At 39.0% G+C, this 18662-nt stretch carries 15 protein-coding genes; 4 read left to right on the top strand and 11 right to left on the bottom strand.

Annotated features, from left to right (window positions below; all coding sequences use genetic code 11):
* Window positions 1–24: 24 nt before the first annotated feature.
* Window positions 25–2034 (bottom strand): bifunctional tRNA (5-methylaminomethyl-2-thiouridine)(34)-methyltransferase MnmC2/FAD-dependent 5-carboxymethylaminomethyl-2-thiouridine(34) oxidoreductase MnmC1, encoded by a 2010-nt coding sequence (gene mnmC, locus INP95_RS08330; RefSeq protein ID WP_197560507.1) that lies wholly within the window; start codon window positions 2032–2034, stop codon window positions 25–27.
* Window positions 2035–2216: 182 nt separating this feature from the next.
* Between mnmC and fabB the strand changes: the two genes are divergently transcribed.
* The 3 genes from fabB (at window position 2217) to ilvN (ending at window position 6022) form a co-directional block, all read left to right on the top strand.
* Window positions 2217–3437 carry a beta-ketoacyl-ACP synthase I gene (fabB, locus tag INP95_RS08325; protein ID WP_049362854.1) on the top strand — a complete coding sequence of 407 codons (1221 nt, stop codon included), beginning with the start codon at window positions 2217–2219 and terminating at the stop codon, window positions 3435–3437.
* Window positions 3438–3806: 369 nt separating this feature from the next.
* Window positions 3807–5531, top strand: coding sequence for an acetolactate synthase 3 large subunit (locus INP95_RS08320; protein WP_049369001.1), 1725 nt, complete (start codon window positions 3807–3809; stop codon window positions 5529–5531).
* On the top strand, window positions 5531–6022 hold the full coding sequence (gene ilvN / locus INP95_RS08315; RefSeq protein ID WP_005695880.1) for an acetolactate synthase small subunit: 492 nt from the start codon (window positions 5531–5533) through the stop codon (window positions 6020–6022). The genes INP95_RS08320 and ilvN overlap by 1 nt, the downstream gene beginning before the upstream one ends.
* A gap of 90 nt (window positions 6023–6112) precedes the next feature.
* On the opposite strand, the gene yedE is transcribed toward ilvN, so the two are convergent.
* The 9 genes from yedE to INP95_RS08270 form a co-directional block, all read right to left on the bottom strand.
* Window positions 6113–7174, bottom strand: coding sequence for a YedE family putative selenium transporter (gene yedE, locus INP95_RS08310; RefSeq protein ID WP_197560506.1), 1062 nt, complete (start codon window positions 7172–7174; stop codon window positions 6113–6115).
* A 208-nt stretch (window positions 7175–7382) separates the two neighbouring features.
* On the bottom strand, window positions 7383–8441 hold the full coding sequence (locus INP95_RS08305) for an ABC transporter ATP-binding protein (protein ID WP_049365916.1): 1059 nt from the start codon (window positions 8439–8441) through the stop codon (window positions 7383–7385).
* A gap of 17 nt (window positions 8442–8458) precedes the next feature.
* Window positions 8459–10153: an ABC transporter permease gene (locus INP95_RS08300; protein ID WP_014065220.1), complete on the bottom strand. Its 1695-nt coding sequence runs from the start codon at window positions 10151–10153 to the stop codon at window positions 8459–8461.
* Window positions 10154–10164: 11 nt separating this feature from the next.
* Window positions 10165–11235, bottom strand: a complete 1071-nt coding sequence (locus INP95_RS08295; RefSeq protein ID WP_049365915.1) for an ABC transporter ATP-binding protein — start codon at window positions 11233–11235, stop codon at window positions 10165–10167.
* A gap of 19 nt (window positions 11236–11254) precedes the next feature.
* Window positions 11255–12250 (bottom strand): ABC transporter substrate-binding protein, encoded by a 996-nt coding sequence (locus tag INP95_RS08290; protein WP_049384949.1) that lies wholly within the window; start codon window positions 12248–12250, stop codon window positions 11255–11257.
* A gap of 163 nt (window positions 12251–12413) precedes the next feature.
* Entirely contained in the window at window positions 12414–13079 is a 666-nt protein-coding gene (locus INP95_RS08285; RefSeq protein WP_197560505.1) for a DUF484 family protein, read from the bottom strand.
* Window positions 13080–13143: 64 nt separating this feature from the next.
* Window positions 13144–14442 (bottom strand): adenylosuccinate synthase, encoded by a 1299-nt coding sequence (gene purA, locus INP95_RS08280; RefSeq protein WP_070592253.1) that lies wholly within the window; start codon window positions 14440–14442, stop codon window positions 13144–13146.
* Between the two features lie 130 nt (window positions 14443–14572).
* Window positions 14573–15925: a lysine-sensitive aspartokinase 3 gene (gene lysC, locus INP95_RS08275; RefSeq protein WP_070592252.1), complete on the bottom strand. Its 1353-nt coding sequence runs from the start codon at window positions 15923–15925 to the stop codon at window positions 14573–14575.
* A gap of 166 nt (window positions 15926–16091) precedes the next feature.
* Complete coding sequence (locus tag INP95_RS08270) at window positions 16092–16790, bottom strand: SanA/YdcF family protein (RefSeq protein ID WP_083304363.1); 699 nt, start codon at window positions 16788–16790, stop codon at window positions 16092–16094.
* Between the two features lie 156 nt (window positions 16791–16946).
* Between INP95_RS08270 and metX the strand changes: the two genes are divergently transcribed.
* On the top strand, window positions 16947–18032 hold the full coding sequence (gene metX / locus INP95_RS08265; protein ID WP_070592250.1) for a homoserine O-acetyltransferase MetX: 1086 nt from the start codon (window positions 16947–16949) through the stop codon (window positions 18030–18032).
* Between the two features lie 45 nt (window positions 18033–18077).
* Here metX and INP95_RS08260 read toward each other — a convergent pair whose 3' ends face one another.
* The gene (locus tag INP95_RS08260) at window positions 18078–18632 is read right to left on the bottom strand and encodes a nitroreductase family protein (RefSeq protein ID WP_065243704.1); all 555 of its coding nucleotides are present in this window, start codon (window positions 18630–18632) and stop codon (window positions 18078–18080) included.
* Window positions 18633–18662: the final 30 nt, after the last annotated feature.

Here is an 18662-nt window from a genome sequence, read left to right as displayed (position 1 = left end):
GCGGTTGATTTTAACCGCACTTTTTTATTTCACTTTAGCCCCTTTCAACCAGCGTCTGACCCAACTGCGGTTTGGCATTAAGTTATGAATCAGATCTTCACTCATCGGTAAGGGTTCACCATAAATTAAGGAAGCCAGTGTTTCACCCAAAAATGGCGCAGAAGTTAATCCTCTAGAGCCTAATGCGCCGATTAAGTAGAGATTAGGGTAGTTTTCAGCTTGTTCTATTGGCTGTTTACGGCGGCGTAAATTAAACAAATTCTGATATTGTGTTTGCTGAGCAGAAAAATGAGGAACAGCGCCCATCATTGGCGTAAGATCACGCACCGAACAACGCACACCGATTCGAGCAAGATTACCCGATGTATCCACTTCTTTTGTCCACTCTTCAGGTATATTTTGCTGAATTTTTTGTTGATTCTCTTGTTGTTCAGTTAGGCTAAATTCACGAGTCGCATTATCACGAACATGACTGGCACCAATACAATGACTGGTTTTCGCTTGATCGACTGGCGTCAGGTAGCCGTCATAGCACAACACAGTTTTGAGTTTAAGCAAGTTTGCGGATGTTGGAATTTGGCTCACTTGTCCTCGAACAGGATAGAGTGGCAGTTTTTGTGTTTGTTCAAACTCAGTGAGTTTATGTCCGTTTGCTAAAACAACCACTTCATGGCAGAAAGTTTCATTTTCAGCAGTGGTGATTTGCCAACCATTTTCTGTTTGCGAAAGTGCGGTTGCTTTTTGTGAGGTTTTAATATGGACCCCCTGTTTTTCTAAAAAGGCAAAAGTGTGTTGAACTAACTGACGAGGTGCAAGCCAAGCGCCTTGAGGGATAAAAGCACCACCAAAAGGTAACGGTAAGCCCACTTTTTCACTTAATTCAGATTGGCTTAATGGCTGATATAAATCAGAAGGCAAATTCAGCTCAGCGATTTTATTTAATTTACTTTCAGCTTTCTCATTGTAAGCACAAAGTGCGACACCACAGAACTCATGTTCAAATTCGATTTGTTGTTGAATTGCCCATTGTAGAAATTGATGGCCATAGGCAAAGGCATGAATATAAAAACGAATATTGCGATCGTTATCATCGCTCAGTTGCGGATAAAAGGCACCCTGTTTATTGCCAGATGCATTGAGAGCGGTTTGCTCATCTTCGCAATAAATCGTGATTTTAGCCCCACGTTTAACCAATAAAATGGCTGTACAAAGCGAGGCTATCCCACCACCAATAATGGCAATATCTTGTTTGTTTAGATTGGCTGGCTGACTATGAAACCAGGGCGTAAAAAGTGAGGTCAGTTTTTCGTGCGTTTTTTGACCAGAAAGACATTCCCGTTTTTTACCAAAGCCTTTGCGTTTCTTAATATTAAAGCCCGCATTTTCTAAGCCTTTTCTCACTGCACTTGCCGCAGTAAAGGTCGCAAAGGTGCCTTGTAGCTTGGTAAAACGAAACATTTGCTGATAAAGCTGATCATTCCACATGTCGGGGTTTTTACTTGGTGCAAAACCATCTAAAAACCAGGCATCAATTTTGCTATTCATATAATCGCCCAGTTGTGGCAGATTTTCAGCCACATCGCCAAACCAAAGATCTAACGTGGTTTCATCAAAATGAAAACGATAGCAACCTTGAATAGAATTAAGCCAATGCTGTTGTAAATGCTGAGCAAGATGAGAAAATTGCGGATAAGCTAAATGGGCTTGTTGTAATGCATCAAGTAGCAAAGGGTATTTTTCAAAAGAGATAAAATAAAGGCGTTTTAAAGGCAAATCAGGGTATTTTTGACGAAATTCACGGAATAGCGTAGTCACCGCAAAGAAATTTAATCCTGTGCCAAACCCCGTTTCAGCAATAACAAAGTGGGCTTCTTGATAATTAACCCAACGTTCCCACAACTGATTACCTTCTAAAAACACATAATGCGTTTCCGCTAAACCATCTTGATTAGAAAAATACACATCATCAAATTTATCCGAAACAGGCGTATTCTCTTGGTTAAAATGAATTTTTGCGTGCTGAATGGTGAACATGTGTTAGCCCTTTTTTGCCTTATCAAATTCTTTTATAATAGCACGGAAATTTTGAGTCGGTTAAAACTTAACTGGTCGAACAAATGAATTATTGCTTGCAATATTTTCATTTCATAGTAAATTGCGTTCAGCTAACAACTGTAAGTTGAATTAAATTTCCCCTAACTCATAAGGAATAAAGAATGAAAAGAGCTGTAATTACTGGTTTTGGTATTATTTCAAGTATCGGTAACAACAAAGAAGAAGTTTTGGCTTCATTAAAAGCAGGTAAATCTGGTATTGAAGTCGTGCCTGAGTTTATTGAAATGAAAATGCGTAGCCATGTTGCCGGCACAATCAAACTTGATCCAAGCGAGCATATCGATCGTAAAGTGTATCGTTTTATGGGTGATGCGGCAGCTTATGCATACCTTTCTATGCGTGAAGCGATTGAAGATTCAGGTTTAACAGAAGATCAAGTTTCAAATGACCGTACAGGTCTTGTAATCGGTGCAGGTACTGGTTCAGCACATAACCAATTAGTGGCTTGTGATGCAGTGCGTGGTCCACGCGGTGTGAAAGCAATTGGTCCTTATGCAGTAACTAAAACCATGGCTTCAAGTGTGTCAGCTTGTTTAGCCACCCCTTACAAAATCCGTGGTGTGAACTACTCAATCAGCTCTGCTTGTGCAACGTCTGCACACTGTATCGGTCACGCAGTTGAATTAATTCAATTAGGTAAACAAGATGTGGTTTTCGCTGGTGGTGCGGAAGAATTATCTTGGGAATGCGCAACTGAATTCGATGCAATGGGTGCGGTTTCAACTAAATACAATGATACCCCAGAAAAAGCGTCTCGTGCTTACGATGCTGACCGTGATGGTTTCGTTATCGCAGGTGGTGGTGCAGTTGTAGTGGTTGAAGAATTAGAACACGCATTAGCACGTGGCGCAAAAATCTACGCAGAAATCGTGGGCTACGGTGCAACCTCTGATGGTTACGACATGGTAGCGCCAAGTGGTGAAGGTGCAGAGCGTTGCATGAAACAAGCAATGGCAACGGTAGATACCCCAATTGATTACATCAACGTACACGGTACATCAACACCAGTTGGTGACGTGAAAGAATTAGGTGCAATCAAAAATGTATTTGGTGACAAAATCCCCGCGATTTCTTCAACCAAATCAATGACCGGTCACTCTTTAGGTGCAGCAGGTGCACACGAAGCAATCTATACCTTATTAATGTTACATAATGACTTCATTGCACCAAGCATTAATATCGAAACATTAGACGAAGCGGCAAAAGGCTGCAATATCGTGACTGAAACAAAAGAAAATGCAGGCTTACAAACTGTGATGTCAAATAGCTTTGGTTTTGGTGGTACAAACGCAACTTTAGTGTTCAAACGCTATAACGGCTAATTAAAACGTTTTAAAATCTAACCGCACTTTGGATCTTCCAAGTGCGGTTTTTTCTTGTCATCGATTCTTTTCCTTTCACTCATAAGAGAAAACAACATTTAAAATGTGATCTAGTTCAAATTTCTGAACAAAAGAATAAAATTTTTTTATTTTTATAAAACTCTATATAAAAATGCAATTCTCTTTGTTTTTTGAATTTAATCTTTATTTAAAACTTTATTTTTATATTTTTCTGGATTTTAATTCTTTTAAATTTGTTTTTTTAGACTTTTGCAATGCTAGACAAGTTGTTTTCTTTCGGTATGATGGTTCCATTGTTTTGACAACGAATCGTAGTAATAAAAGTGCGGTCAGTTTTAGGAGTAAAATATGAAGAAATTATCCGGTGCGGAAATGGTGGTTCAGTCTTTGCGTGACGAAGGCGTTGAGTATTTATTTGGTTATCCAGGCGGTGCCGTATTGGATATTTATGATGCAATCCATACTCTTGGTGGGATTGAACATATTTTAGTTCGTCATGAGCAAGCTGCGGTGCATATGGCTGATGGTTATGCACGAGCGACCGGTAAAGTAGGTTGTGTGTTAGTGACATCAGGACCAGGTGCAACCAATGCGATTACGGGTATTTTAACCGCTTATACTGATTCAGTACCAATGGTGATCATTTCTGGTCAGGTAATGAGTAGCTTAATCGGCCGTGATGCGTTCCAAGAATGTGATATGGTGGGGATTTCTCGCCCAGTGGTTAAACATAGCTTTATTGTTAAGAAAGCAGAAGACATTCCAGGTATCTTGAAAAAAGCCTTTTATATTGCTTCAACAGGCCGTCCAGGTCCCGTTGTCGTAGACATTCCAAAAGATACCGTAAATCCAACTTTAAAATATCCTTACGAATATCCAAAATCTGTTGAGCTTCGTTCTTATAATCCAACGGTAAATGGTCACAAAGGTCAAATTAAGAAAGCATTAAAAGCATTATTAGTGGCTAAAAAACCAGTTTTATTTGTCGGTGGTGGTGCAGTTGCTGCAGGCTGTCATGAAGAATTAACACAATTTGCACAACGTTTAAATTTACCGGTAACTTCATCGTTAATGGGTTTAGGTGTATATCCAAGTACCGATAAACAATTCTTAGGTATGCTTGGGATGCACGGAACTTATGAAGCCAATACAGCCATGCATGAAAGTGATTTAATCCTTGGTGTTGGCGTTCGTTTTGATGACCGAACCACTAACAACTTAGATAAATATTGCCCGAATGCAAAAGTGATTCAGATTGATATTGATCCAACCTCTATTTCTAAAAACGTCCCTGTTGCGATTCCAATTGTAGGTAACGCGAAAAATGTATTGGATGAGTTCTTAAGCTTATTAGGTGAAGAAATTGGTTCACGTCCTCAAAACCAATTAGAAGATTGGTGGAAACAAATTGATGAATGGAAAGCGAAAAAATGCTTGGATTTCGACCGCACTTCAGGCGTAATTAAACCGCAACAAGTGATGGAAGCGGTATATCGTATTACAAAAGGCCAAGCTTATGTGGCATCGGATGTAGGCCAACATCAAATGTTTGCCGCATTACATTATCCATTTGATTTACCGCGTCGTTGGATCAACTCAGGTGGTGCAGGTACGATGGGCTTCGGTTTACCGGCTGCATTAGGGGTAAAACTTGCGCATCCTGAAGCAACCGTGGTTTGTGTAACGGGTGATGGCAGTATTCAAATGAATATCCAAGAGCTTTCAACAGCAACGCAATATGGTATTCCAGTAGTGGTGATTTGTTTGAACAACCACTTCTTAGGAATGGTGAAACAATGGCAAGATTTGATTTACTCAGGCCGCCATTCTCAAACTTATATGAATTCTTTACCAGATTTCGTGAAGTTAGCAGAATCTTATGGGCATGTGGGAATTCAAATTTCAACACCAGATGAATTAGAAAGCAAATTACAAGAAGCCTTCAGCATTAAAAATAAATTGGTCTTTGTTGATATTAACGTTGATGAAACCGAACACGTTTACCCAATGCAAGTTCGCGGCGGGGCGATGAATGAGATGATTTTAAGCAAACCACAAGAGGAGAAAGAATAATGCGTAGAATTTTATCTGTTTTATTAGAAAATGAATCCGGTGCATTATCTCGTGTGGTCGGCTTATTTTCCCAACGTGCATTTAACATTGAAAGCTTAACTGTGGCACCAACCGATGATCCAACCCTTTCTCGTATGACGATTGAAGCTGTGGGTGATGAGCAAGTGCTCGAACAAATCGAAAAACAACTTCACAAATTAGTGGATGTGTTTAAAGTTATTAACTTGAGTGAACATGAGCACGTTGAGCGTGAAGTGTTGTTAGTGAAAGTGCGAGCAACGGGTTCATCACGCGATGAGCTAAAACGTTTAGCAGACATCTTCCGTGGTCAGATTGTGGATGTAACAACAAAATCCTACACGATTCAATTAACGGGTACAAAAGACAAATTAGATGCTTTTGTTGAGGCGGTGAAGGAAGAAAGTACATTACTTGAGATTGTTCGTTCAGGCTTAATTAGTCTTTCCCGTGGCGAGAAAAATATTCTCTAATGCTGTGAAAAGTGCGGTTAAAAATGACCGCACTTTTGAAACAAAAAGGAAGTCATGATTGACTTCCTTTTTGTTTATTCTGAATAAATATTAAGCTTCCGATTTATTAGTGAATGCGATATATAAACAAACTGCAAAACCGGCAATTAAAACATAAGGTGTAAAGGTTGGAACGCCAGTAGGGGCAGCCGCGAAACCAAAGTTATGTGCCGCTGCTGCGCCCAGTAACATACCGAGCACAAATAATGCTGAGTCATTATTTCCTTCACCAATATTGACTAATTGTTTGCCTGGGCAACCACCGCCTAATGCAAAGCAAAGTCCGCAAAGCGCCATAGAAAGGAAATTGTAGAGATAGTCATTATGTGCGATAGGTTGTTTTTCAAAGCCTAAATGGAATTGACCTAATAAGGCATTGGTTATTGCCGCAAAGACAATCAATGCAATCACGCCATTTAATAAATGCGCATCACGGAAGAGGACAAAGTTTCGGAATGCCCCAATTGTGCAAAAACGCGATTTTTGCATCAGTACACCGAGAAGTAATCCGCCCGTAAGCGACATCCAAATAGCCGCATGTTGTGCACCCGGGCCTTTTTCAGAGGTGTAAATCGCTAGATTTTCACCAAATTTAAATTGGGTTAAGGCTAAAACAAGCAAAATTACGGCAAAGATTGGACCAATTAAACCTGAAGATTGGCTTTGTTCCTTAGATTTACCTAATGAGAATCCTCGATTAGCGAAGAAAATGCCGCCTAATACACCGGCAAACAATCCTACGATACCTGCAATTGCAGTGAGATCACCGCCACCTAATCGTAAATAAGCACGCCATGGACAACCTAAGAAAATGAGTGCACCAAGCATCGCAAAAAAGCCTAAGCTAATACGAGCAAGTGGGGCAGATCCACCACGAGGTTTAAATTCCTTAGATAATAATGCACTGGCGAGTGCTCCTAAAACTAATCCAATGAGTTCTGGGCGAAGGTATTGCAATGGGGCAGCGTGATGTAATCCAAGCGATCCGGCTGTATCGCGTAAGAAACAAGCCGCACAAAATCCCATATTACCAGGATTGCCATTGTAAGTGAGAAGTGGCGCAACGATACCAAGTGCAGCACCTGCAACCACAGGCCAAGTTAAAATTTTCATAATTAGACCCTTGTGATATCTGAAGTTAAATTGAATTGTGTGTTTTTAATAATAAAAACAAAGGTATTGTAGAAAGAGTTGAAAAATAAAGAAAGTTTATTTTTTTGAAATTGTGAGCGGGATCAAAGATTAGTTGATAATGAGAAAAGCTTGTTTAATTATCATAAAAAATAAAAGTGCGGTTAAATTTAACCGCACTTAAGATATGTTATTCAGCAGGGTACCAATGCAGATGTTCAAAGGCTATCTGACATGTTTCCCCTTCTTTCGGGCCAGAATCTCGTCGTCCAATTTGAACACGAATATCTTGATCTCCAACTTGGATATTATAATCCGTCACTTCACCAAGATAGGAACGACGTTTTACAACACCTGGGATTCCACCTTGTTGAACAAATTCAATGTCGGATGGACGGCTTGCTAATATGGCTTTCCCTTGTGAAAGTAAGTCATTATTTGGCATTTCTGGAAGATTGAAAATACCATCAACTTTATCAATATGAATACCTTGTGATGACAGGTTTACATTTAATTGATTTGATAACCCGATAAAATTGAAGACAAACTTGTTAGCTGGGTTGTTATAAATATTTAATGGGGTATCAATTTGTTGTACCGCCCCTTTCTTCATAACCATAATACGATCTGAAAGTGCCATCGCTTCAGATTGGTCATGAGTCACATAAATAATTGAGAACCCAAATTTTTTCTGTAATGCCTTAATTTCAAACCGCATTTCTTCACGAAGATGTGGGTCTAAGCTTGATAATGGTTCGTCTAGTAACATGACGTCTGGGTTAATTGCTAATGCTCTAGCAAGTGCCACACGTTGTTTTCCACCACCAGATAAATCATCAGGGCTTTTCTTGGCAACACTAAGTAAATTAGTGTGTCTTAGCGCATCGGTTGTTCGTTTTTCAATTTCTTGGGCTGAAATATTTTTGAGTTTTAACGGAAAGGCAACGTTATCATATACCGTCATATGTGGCCATACCGCAAAGGCCTGAAAGACCATGCCAAAATTGCGTTTCTCTGGCGGGAGATAGAAATTGTTTTTCTTCGATGACAGTAATTTATCACCGACTTTAATTTCCCCACCATCTAAGTCTTCAAAGCCTGCAATCATTCGTAGGGTAGTTGTTTTTCCACAACCTGATGGCCCTAGCATAGAGAAACATTCGCCTTTTTCGATAGAAAGGTTAAGATCTTCAATGGCAATAACATCACCAAATTTTTTCATGACATGATTTAATTGAATATAGCTCATCTTTTACTCCTAACCTTCTATTTTTGAGTTTTCTTTTCAGCATAACGTTTAATAACAGTTTGGCCTAACACAATGATTATTAGGGCAATACCCGCTAATGCTGCAGAATAAACCGTTTCACCGTCTTCATTTAGAGTATAAATTGCGACACCGATGGTTCGTGTAGAAGGACCATATAACATAACAGAAACAGTCAATTCACGTAGGGCTGGAAGGAAAATCAGGAAGAAAGCAGCAATCATCCCTGGTCTTACGAGTGGGATAACAATATCTTTTAAGGATTGCCACATACTTGCTCCACATGCTCGAGAAGCTTCAACTAATGAATCATGTACTTGCTCAAGTGCTGCAGAGTTAGCTTTGAGTGAGAAAGCCATATAACGCGCAATGTAAGCAATTAAAATAATCCAAACTGTATTGTAGAGATTGATGCCAAATTTACCACTCCAGGCAAGGATCACCCCAAGAGCAATTACAGAGCCAGGTACGGAGAATGGTAACATCCCTAAGAACTCAAGAATACCTTTTCCGCGAACACGCATTTTAACGATAACATAAGAAATCATTACCCCTGCAAACATGGTAATAAGTGCTGCCGCGAGACCGAGAGTCACACTATTGCGAATTGCATCTTTTGTTAACTGCCATTCAAATAAGATGAATTTATAGTTATCTAATGTGAGGTTTTCCCATGTAATTGGTAATCCATAGGTTTTTAATCCACCAACAAGGAAAATCGTGACCGTAGGCAATACGATTGTAAAGGCGATGTAGAGTAAGCAAATAACAAGCAACGGTTTTCTCAAACCACGAAGTTTTACTTCAATAGGTCTAAAGCTTTTACCGGCAATAATTTGGAATCGGCCTTTATTTAAGATTTTGTTTTGTAACCAAATAATAAGTGCCGCAGTGAATACTAAAACAGTTGCAAGTACAGTACCGGTACGAATTGCTTCAAAGCTACCCGCACTTTGGTGAATACGTTCATAAATGAGGGTTGGAATGTTAAAAATACCATTTTCTACGCCCAGTACGGCAACAGTACCAAAGTGAGCCATAGAATAGAGCATAATGAGTAATGCACCAGAAAGAATACTAGGCATGACGAGTGGAATGGTAATTTTACGTGTAATGGTAAAGAGGCTTGCGCCTGAGATTCTCGCTGATTCTTCTAATGTCGGGTCCATGCGCTCTAATGCACCACAGACTTGGATAAAGACGAATGGGAAAAGATACATTGTTTCTACAGCCATAATACCAGCGTAGCTATAGATATTAAAAATAGGTCCATCAAATCCTAAATCCATGAAGAATTGGTTAATATAACCAGAACGTGGTGAAAGTAACATTTTCCAAGCTAAGGCTCCAATGAAAGAAGGAAGCATAAAAGGTACAAGGAACATCACTTTCATAAAACCTTTATAAGGTAGATCTGTTCGAGTTACTAACCAAGCAAAAAATGTACCAATGATCGTACTCATCACTGTTACGCCAGATGCGATGAAAAGTGAATTGAGTAATGCTTCATAGGTTTCTTCTTGCTTAAGAATATTCACCACATCGGTGATATTAAATTGTCCATCAACCCAAAAAGAATTGAGGAAAATAAGTAAAACAGGAACCGCAACAACGATAACTAAGATACCGATAGATAAGGCTAGAATAACGTTAGCAATATTGAATGGATGATTATTTTGAATAGTTGTAGCCATAATAAACCCCTCTAGATTTCTTTAGCAGAATCAAACCAAAGCAAATCATGAAAACTGATAAAGCAATTTTCACCTTCATTGAACATTAAATTATTACGTAATGCTTTATTAGTTGGGATTTCTGTTCGTAGTGTTACACCATCAATCTCTACCATATAATCCATTACCGCGCCAAGAAAACTGGCTCTTGATATTTTTCCTAGTAAACCTTCATTGTTTTTGCTTAGTATGATATCGGAAGGTCGACATCCTAATTTCCCTGAGTTAGGTGGCAAGTTTTTCCAGTTTAAAATTTGATTACCTTCTCCAATATAATGATGATTATTTTGGTATCTCACAGGAATGAAATTTGCGAGCCCCATAAATTTAAACACCATCTCATTTTCTGAACGTTCGTAAATGTCCCATGGTGTGCCAATTTGTTGGATATCGCCATGCTCATTCATAATGGCCAAACGGTCTGATATTGCTAGGGCAATTTCTTGGTCATGTGTTACGTACAGAATAGTAATGCCGAGTTTTTTCTGTAACTCTTTAATTTCGAAACGCATTTCTTCTCGAAGATTAGCATCTAGGTTATTGAGAGGTTCGTCTAAGAGCATTAAAGATGGTTTAGCAACTAATGCCCTTGCGAGAGCAACACGCTGTTGTTGTCCTCCTGATAATTGAGAAGGTAAACGTTCTTCTAAGCCAGTTAAATTGACTAATTCGACAACTTCCATCACTTGTTTATGGAGAGCTTGTTTTTCAATATTTTTTAATTTAAGAGGATAGGCGATATTGTCAAAGACAGTCATATGTGGCCAAACAGCATAATCTTGGAAGACGACACCTAGACCACGTTGATCTGGTGGAACATCCGTGTTTGTAGCGGGATCGGCAACAACCACATCGTCAATTAAAATACGGCCACTATCTGGCACATCAAATCCTGCAAGCAGGCGTAATAAGACAGTTTTTCCACAGCCGGATGGGCCAAGAAGCGTAAAGCACTCTCCATCTTTTACAACTAGAGAAAGATCTTTTAACACTTCATTTGAACCGAATTTTTTACATATGTTTTCAAATGTAATTGTTGCCATAATCACAACTCCTTACTGATTAACGACCTTGAAGAATTTGAGTGAAATGTTTAATTGTTTCTTCTTTTTCTGACATTAATTTTTCATAGTCAATAGGAATTGCTCTTGATACAGCATCTTCTAGAGATGGCATACCAAATTTAGCATCAAGTTCAACGCCTTTTCTAACTGGTAATGTCCCTTCGTTAGCAATGATTTTTTGTCCATCTTCAGAAAGTAAGAAGTCAATAAATTTTTGTGAAGCTGCAAGGTGTTCAGTGCCTTTTAAGATTGCAGCAGGGCTAGGAATGACAAGCATTTCTTTTGGATAGACCAATTTTAATTGCGCACCTTTTTTGATTTTATCATTGGTAATATAGTCAACCGCTAAGGAAGCTAACAAATCACCTGATGCAGTATCATCGATAACTTGTCCTGCGCCTTTACCTACTTTAGCTTTATTTGATTTTAATTTTTCAAAGAATTCCCAACCAAATTTATCTTTTAATAGAGAAACACTCATATATGACGTACCTGATAATGCAGGGTTTGCAATACCAAATGCACCTTTATATTCAGGTTTTAAGATATCAGCCCATTCAGCAGGTGGATTATCTTTAACGAAACGCGTATTGTAGGCGATTGCTAGTGTGCCGAGGCGGATTGGGGTAAAAGAACCATCGAAATTAGGGATAGGATTAACGATATTGTTTGTTTCAGGGGAAACATAAGCTTCGAGCATGCCGTTCTTTTTCATTTGGAAGAAGTCAGGTACTTCACTTGTCCAAATTACATCAGCCATAATTTTCCCGGATTCTTTTTCCGTTGCAATTTTAGCCATCAATTTTCCGGCACCAGCAGACTGATAATCCATTTCAACATCTGGATATTTTTCAGTAAACTTAGCTTTTAATGCTCCAATTAATGATTCCTTCATTGATGTGTACACAATTAATTTTTCTTGTGCTGCAGCAATATTACTAAGTGACATACCTAGTCCAATAGCAATCAATGTTAAAGACATTTTTTTATTCATAATGAAACCTCACTGAGATAGGGATAAAATCAGTAAATGAGATCAAACTACGATCGACATTTATACCAAAACATCTAACCTACAAAATACGCTTAAATATTTGAATATAAAAGTCTAAATTTAAATAATTTTCAGATTTGTGATAGAGATCACTTAATAATGTCTAAATCCATCTTCCCAAATGCAATTCCACAATATCAACTAAATGTCGAAGAAATGTGGTGTCTTGGTCGTTGTGGAAACGGTCTGTGTCTCGAGATTTGAAGAGTAAAAGTGCGGTTGGTTTTTGTGGTGTTCCGCCTAAGCGGCAAATCGCCACAGAGCCGATAGGGAGTTCTTCAGGGAGGAAGATAAGGGCTTTTTCTTTATTGGAGAGATCGCCTAAATAGAATTGGCGTAAGCCCATGCGCTCTAGGCGAATGAGTTCAAAGGCTTTTCTGTCTAGCCAATATTGTTCAGGAGTGGTGTCTTTTTTTTGCCAGCTGTCAGTGAAAAGTAAGATTTTGACACCTTCTAGCTCATAGCCTTTTGCCCAGTCATCAAGCTTTTCATTGATGGCAATGAAGTCTTCTGCTTGAAACAGTTTTTTCTGCAAAGGTAAGAGAGCAAAGAAGATATCTGCTTCTTGATGAGCAAGTTGATGAAATTTTTCGAGGAGTTGAGTAAGCTTTTTGATCTGTTCTCGTTGCTGAGCAAGTTGTGCTTCGACTAATGAAATTGTCCCTTCTTCATGGCTATGTGGAATGGTAAGCTGTTGAAGTAGTTCTGGGTGATGAGTAAAAAAATCTGGGTGATTTTTTAGGTAGTCAGCAATATCTTGTTCAGTCATCAAAAACTCCTTAAAAAATAACCGCACTTGGTTGTACCAAAGTGCGGTTTATTTTTATGCTGTTTTAGGCCGCAAATGGATCGCGTAAAATCATTGTTTGAACACGATCTGGGCCCGTTGAAAGGATAGCCACTGGTACGCCAGTTACTTCTTCGATACGTTTGATGTAATCACGGCAAGTTTGCGGTAGTTTATTTACATCAGTCACACCAAAGGTGTTTTCTTTCCAACCAGGTAGGGTTTCGTAAATTGGCTCTACGCCTTCCCAATCTTTTGCTGCTAATGGTGCATATTCAACAATTTCGCCATTTGGCATTTTGTAAGCCGTACAGATTTTTACTTCATCAAAGCCATCTAATACGTCTAATTTGGTCATACAGAAACCAGAAATTGAGTTAAGTTGAATCGCACGGCGAATCGCTACAGCATCAAACCAACCACAACGACGTGGACGACCGGTTACTGCACCAAATTCATTACCTTTACGAGCAATTTCAGCACCAGTTTCATCGAATAATTCTGTGGTGAATGGACCGCCACCAACACGTGTACAGTATGCTTTGATGATACCTAAGACATAATCAAGGTTACGAGGGCCAAAACCTGAACCTGTTGCTACACCGCCTGCTGTAGTGTTAGAACTGGTTACATACGGATAGGTGCCGTGGTCGATATCAAGCATGGTACCTTGGGCACCTTCAAATAAAATGTTGTCGCCATTTTTGCGAGCAGTATCTAAGATGGTTGTCACATCTGCTACCATGCCAGTGATGATATCAGCTACCGCGAACACATCGTCTAATGTTTTTTGATAATCAACAGGTTCTACTTTGTAGTAGTTCACCAATTGGAAATTATAGTATTCAAGCAGATTTTTTAATTTTTCAGCAAAGGCTTCACGATTGAATAAATCACCTACGCGCAAACCGCGGCGTGCGACTTTATCTTCATAAGCGGGGCCGATACCACGACCGGTTGTACCAATGGCTTTTTTACCTAATGCGGCTTCACGTGCGTGATCCATTGCAACGTGATAAGGTAGGATTAATGGACAAGCTTCTGAAATTAATAAACGTTCACGTACTTTTACGCCACGGTTTTCTAATTCGCCCATTTCTTGCATTAATGCAGCAGGAGAAAGTACCACACCGTTACCGATTAAACAGGTCACGTTATCACGTAAAATACCAGATGGAATTAAGCGTAATACAGTTTTTTCACCATTAATAATTAATGTGTGACCTGCGTTGTGACCACCTTGGTAACGCACCACATATTTGACTCGATCCGTTAATAAATCAACGATCTTGCCTTTCCCTTCATCGCCCCATTGAGCGCCAAGAACAACAACACTTTTTCCCATAATTTCCGCCTTAAGTTTTGCGTAAGTTTATAAATCAGACAAACGATTACTTTACTCTTTTTTTGCCTTAATCTCAAATTCAAAACGTAAAAAAGTGCGGTTATTTTTAACCGCACTTTCTCTAAATTTATTATTCAAACAACGATTTATGTAATGAACGTACTACGTCATCCGCTTTGTCACTATGCGCTAGCATACAAATGTTATTCGTGCTTGCGCCATAGCTAATCATGCGAATGTTATAGCCTTCAAGTGTGTCGAAAATACGTTTTGCTACACCAGAAGCGAGGTGTAAGTCATTTCCAATTAATGCGACAAGTGATAAGCCTGTATCGACTTTCACAGTACAATATTGACTTAATTCTTCTAATAATTCTGGTGAAAGTAATTCAATACCAGATGAAGCAGAGCCTGTTTTATCTAACGTTAATGCAATACTCACTTCTGAAGTCGTAATCGTGTCCACCGAAATTTTATATTTGGCTAAGATATTGAATACATTTGCAAGGAATCCTTGGGCATGTAACATGCTTAAGCTTGAAAGCGTCAATAAAGTTTGATCGCGACGAACTGCAATTGCACGGAATGTTGGACGTGGTTGTGGATCGCGTGTTACCCAAGTACCGCCTGCATCAGGTGCTTTACTTGAACCTACATAAACTGGAATATTACTGCGTACAGCTGGAAGTAATGTTGCAGGGTGTAATACTTTAGCGCCGAAAGTTGCCATTTCAGCTGCTTCAGCAAAACTCATGGTATCAATACGTTTTGCTTCAGGGACGACACGCGGATCTGTGGTGTAAATTCCCGCCACATCCGTCCAAATTAATACATCTTTTGCGTTTAATACTTCAGCTAAAAGTGCCGCAGAGTAGTCACTACCACCACGACCTAAAGTAGTCGTTTTACCACCTGGTTCACGGCCGATAAAACCTTGGGTGATGACTAATTCACCTCGGTCGATTAATGGTTTTAATAAATTATCGCAATTTGCTTGGGTTTGAGCATCATCTGGTGACGCTTTACCAAAGTTATCATTGGTTGCGACTAAAGTACGCACATCGACCCAAGTAGCTGAGGTTTGTAATTCTCTTAATACTTCAATGAAAATTTGCGTTGACATCATTTCACCGTGGCTAATGAGCTCATCAGTTAAAGCAAGTGATGTTGCAAGGCTAGCTGCTTCAGAAAGTGCGGTAATATTTTCTAAATATTTTTCAATGATAGGGCGAACACGGCTGTCGTCTTTTAATTCATTTAAAATGTTTTCTTGAATTTGTCGGACTTCACCAATTAATTTTGCGCGCTCTTCAGCTTCGACACCATTGGCTAAGGCAACTAATAAGTTTGTTACACCAGCTGATGCAGAAAGCACGACAACGCGAGTATTAGGATCTGCAATGACGATTTTGGCACAAGCTTGCATAGCGGAATAGTTCGCGACGGATGTACCACCAAATTTTGCTACCGATAAATGAGACATAAGATAATCCTCTAAAAATGAAAAGTAAGATGTTGTGTTTGTGATGAGTATTAGAAATAGCGATTTCATCAAAAATTGTCAAATAAATACTCTAAAAAAATAGAGTAAAAAACCAATTATTTAGATATTTTTTGATTTAACAGGGTAAAAATTAAAGAATCATTAACTATTCAGCAGGCATTGGCAGTGGCTCTGGCGTGCCAAGAAAATAAGGTTTTACCCCGATAATTAAGTCTAATACGGCTTTCACGCGAGCAAACATTTCGCGGACACGTGTTCCAAAATAAACTTCTGGCTGTTTTGCGGTGAAACAAATTGCGTCAATATCGTAATGTTTAGCAATAAGCAGAGCACGTTCACAATGGAATTTTTGACTGATAATAGTAAAAGAGGGCACTTGGAAAACTTTATTTGCTCGCACAACAGAGTCTAAGGTTCGGAAGCCTGCAAAATCTTTAAACATAACGCTTTCAGACACGCCCATTTTACGTAGATCCAAAAACATGGTACGCGGCTCGTTGTATTGAAGCGTGCGGTTATCGCCACTTAGTAGTAGATAATCAACTTTATTTTGATCGATTAAGTATTTTGATGCTTCTAAGCGATAGTCATAATATTTATTGGTTTTTCCCTTAGCGACATATTTGGATGTACCTAGTACTAGTGCGTAGTGACGATGCGGGAGCGTTTCAATGTCTTCATAAACGCGATCTTGCACATAGAAACTAATAGCACGATCAATGGTGAAGCAACCAATCAAGACGAGTAAACCTAACCCCAAGGCGTAGCCGAGGAGTTTTTTCAGAGGAAGGCGAGAGAGCCATGAAAGTGCGGTCATTTTTAACCGCATTTTGGATAGTTGCATATTGCTAACATACTGAAAAATCAAAATAATTTCAAGTGTAATTTGTTTACCAAATTGATAAGGAAATATTTAGACGTCTAAACGTCTAAAATTTCTTGACAAAAAACATGAGCTGTTGATAATTGTTAAATCATCAACGTAAAAGGTTATCATTTAATGGCTGTGCAAAATGTCGTGCTTTTTCAAGACAATCCCCTCCAATTAACATTGGGTGGGAAGCTTTCGCCTATCAATGTCGCATATCAAACTTACGGGACTTTAAATGCAGATAAAAGCAATGCTGTATTAATTTGTCATGCCTTAACGGGAGATGCAGAACCTTATTTTGATGAACCGAATAAAGATGGTTGGTGGCAAAATTTTATGGGGGATGGCCTCGCATTTGATACATCTAAATACTTTTTTATTTGTTCAAATGTATTAGGCGGTTGTAAAGGAACAACGGGACCAAGCTCAATTAATCCCACTACGGGAAAGCCTTATGGTAGCCAGTTCCCGAATATTATTGTTCAAGATATTATCAAAGTACAAAAAGCTTTACTTGACTATCTCGGCATTAGGCATTTGAAAGCGATAGTAGGTGGTTCTTTTGGTGGTATGCAAGCGACACAATGGGCAATTGATTATCCAGATTTTATGGATAACATTGTCAATCTTTGTTCTTCTATCTTCTTTAGTGCGGAAGCCATAGGTTTTAACCATGTCATGCGTCAAGCGGTGATTAATGATCCGAATTTCAATAATGGTGACTATTATGATGGCACGCCACCTAATCAAGGCCTTTCCATTGCACGAATGTTAGGAATGTTAACCTATCGTACCGATGTGCAGTTAGCTAAGGCATTTGGTCGTGCAACTAAATCTGAAGGGCAATTTTGGGGCGATCACTTTCAAGTAGAATCCTATTTGAGTTATCAAGGCAAAAAATTCTTAGATCGTTTTGATGCCAACACTTATTTGCATTTATTACGTGCACTGGATTTATATGACCCAAGTGTTGGTTATGCGGATGTAAAAGAAGCTTTATCTCGAATTAAAGCACGTTATACATTAGTCTCTGTGACGACAGACCAACTGTTTAAATCTATTGATTTACATAAAAGTAAACAGCTTTTAGAACAAGCGGGAGTCGATTTAAAATTTTACGAATTCCCATCAGATTATGGACATGATGCCTTTTTAGTCGATTATACAGCGTTTGAAAATAAAATTAGAAGTGGATTAGAAGGCGAGTCTGAATAAGAACAATAGAAAAGGCGGAAATTTCCGCCTTTTTTGATTTTTTCTTTATAGATGGCTCACGAAACGTGATAAATCTTTTGGTTTACAGTCTCTTTCTAATTTTTCAGCTGCTGTACCAATTTGTAATAAGGCAACGATCTTATCATTTTTGTTACAACCAAATGCTTCACGTAATTCACGTCCCTCAACGAGAGGACCAGTTGCCCAAAAACTTTCAAAACCCAATGCATTGCCCGCAAGTTGAATCGCATAAGTTGCTGCACCTGCAGTAAGCATTTGTTCCCAACCTGGTACTTTTTTCACTTCATGATTAATTTTAGCAATCACCGCAATGACCATCGGTGCACGGCGTGCAAAATTCTCTGCTTTTTTTAATCGTTCTTCACCTAAATCAAATTCAGTCACCGCCGCTTTGAGCAAGCTTTCCAATTTACTTAAACCTGTGCCTTGGATTACCACGAAATGATAAGGCTCAAGTTTACCATGATCAGGTGTATGTAAAGCGGCTTGAAACATTTGTTCTAATTGCACTTGGCTAGGTGCAGGTGCAGTTAATTTTTTATTCGATTTGCGTTGTGTTAAAAGGGTTAATGCATCCATAGTATTTTCCTTCTTCTAGTTAAGTGCGGT

It is taken from the genome of Haemophilus parainfluenzae (assembly GCF_014931375.1).
Lineage (GTDB): Bacteria > Pseudomonadota > Gammaproteobacteria > Enterobacterales > Pasteurellaceae > Haemophilus_D.
The sequence above is the reverse complement of the archived record's forward strand: the minus strand, read 5'-3'. Positions and strand labels throughout refer to the sequence as shown.

Bases quoted from the DNA above. Each gene is read 5' to 3' on its own strand.
- mnmC (WP_197560507.1), bottom strand. From the start codon at position 2,034: ATGTTCACCATTCAGCACGCAAAAATTCATTTTAACCAAGAGAATACG.
- fabB (WP_049362854.1), top strand. From the start codon at position 2,217: ATGAAAAGAGCTGTAATTACTGGTTTTGGTATTATTTCAAGTATCGGT.
- INP95_RS08320 (WP_049369001.1), top strand. From the start codon at position 3,807: ATGAAGAAATTATCCGGTGCGGAAATGGTGGTTCAGTCTTTGCGTGAC.
- ilvN (WP_005695880.1), top strand. From the start codon at position 5,531: ATGCGTAGAATTTTATCTGTTTTATTAGAAAATGAATCCGGTGCATTA.
- yedE (WP_197560506.1), bottom strand. From the start codon at position 7,174: ATGAAAATTTTAACTTGGCCTGTGGTTGCAGGTGCTGCACTTGGTATC.
- INP95_RS08305 (WP_049365916.1), bottom strand. From the start codon at position 8,441: ATGAGCTATATTCAATTAAATCATGTCATGAAAAAATTTGGTGATGTT.
- INP95_RS08300 (WP_014065220.1), bottom strand. From the start codon at position 10,153: ATGGCTACAACTATTCAAAATAATCATCCATTCAATATTGCTAACGTT.
- INP95_RS08295 (WP_049365915.1), bottom strand. From the start codon at position 11,235: ATGGCAACAATTACATTTGAAAACATATGTAAAAAATTCGGTTCAAAT.
- INP95_RS08290 (WP_049384949.1), bottom strand. From the start codon at position 12,250: ATGAATAAAAAAATGTCTTTAACATTGATTGCTATTGGACTAGGTATG.
- INP95_RS08285 (WP_197560505.1), bottom strand. From the start codon at position 13,079: ATGACTGAACAAGATATTGCTGACTACCTAAAAAATCACCCAGATTTT.
- purA (WP_070592253.1), bottom strand. From the start codon at position 14,442: ATGGGAAAAAGTGTTGTTGTTCTTGGCGCTCAATGGGGCGATGAAGGG.
- lysC (WP_070592252.1), bottom strand. From the start codon at position 15,925: ATGTCTCATTTATCGGTAGCAAAATTTGGTGGTACATCCGTCGCGAAC.
- INP95_RS08270 (WP_083304363.1), bottom strand. From the start codon at position 16,790: ATGCAACTATCCAAAATGCGGTTAAAAATGACCGCACTTTCATGGCTC.
- metX (WP_070592250.1), top strand. From the start codon at position 16,947: ATGGCTGTGCAAAATGTCGTGCTTTTTCAAGACAATCCCCTCCAATTA.
- INP95_RS08260 (WP_065243704.1), bottom strand. From the start codon at position 18,632: ATGGATGCATTAACCCTTTTAACACAACGCAAATCGAATAAAAAATTA.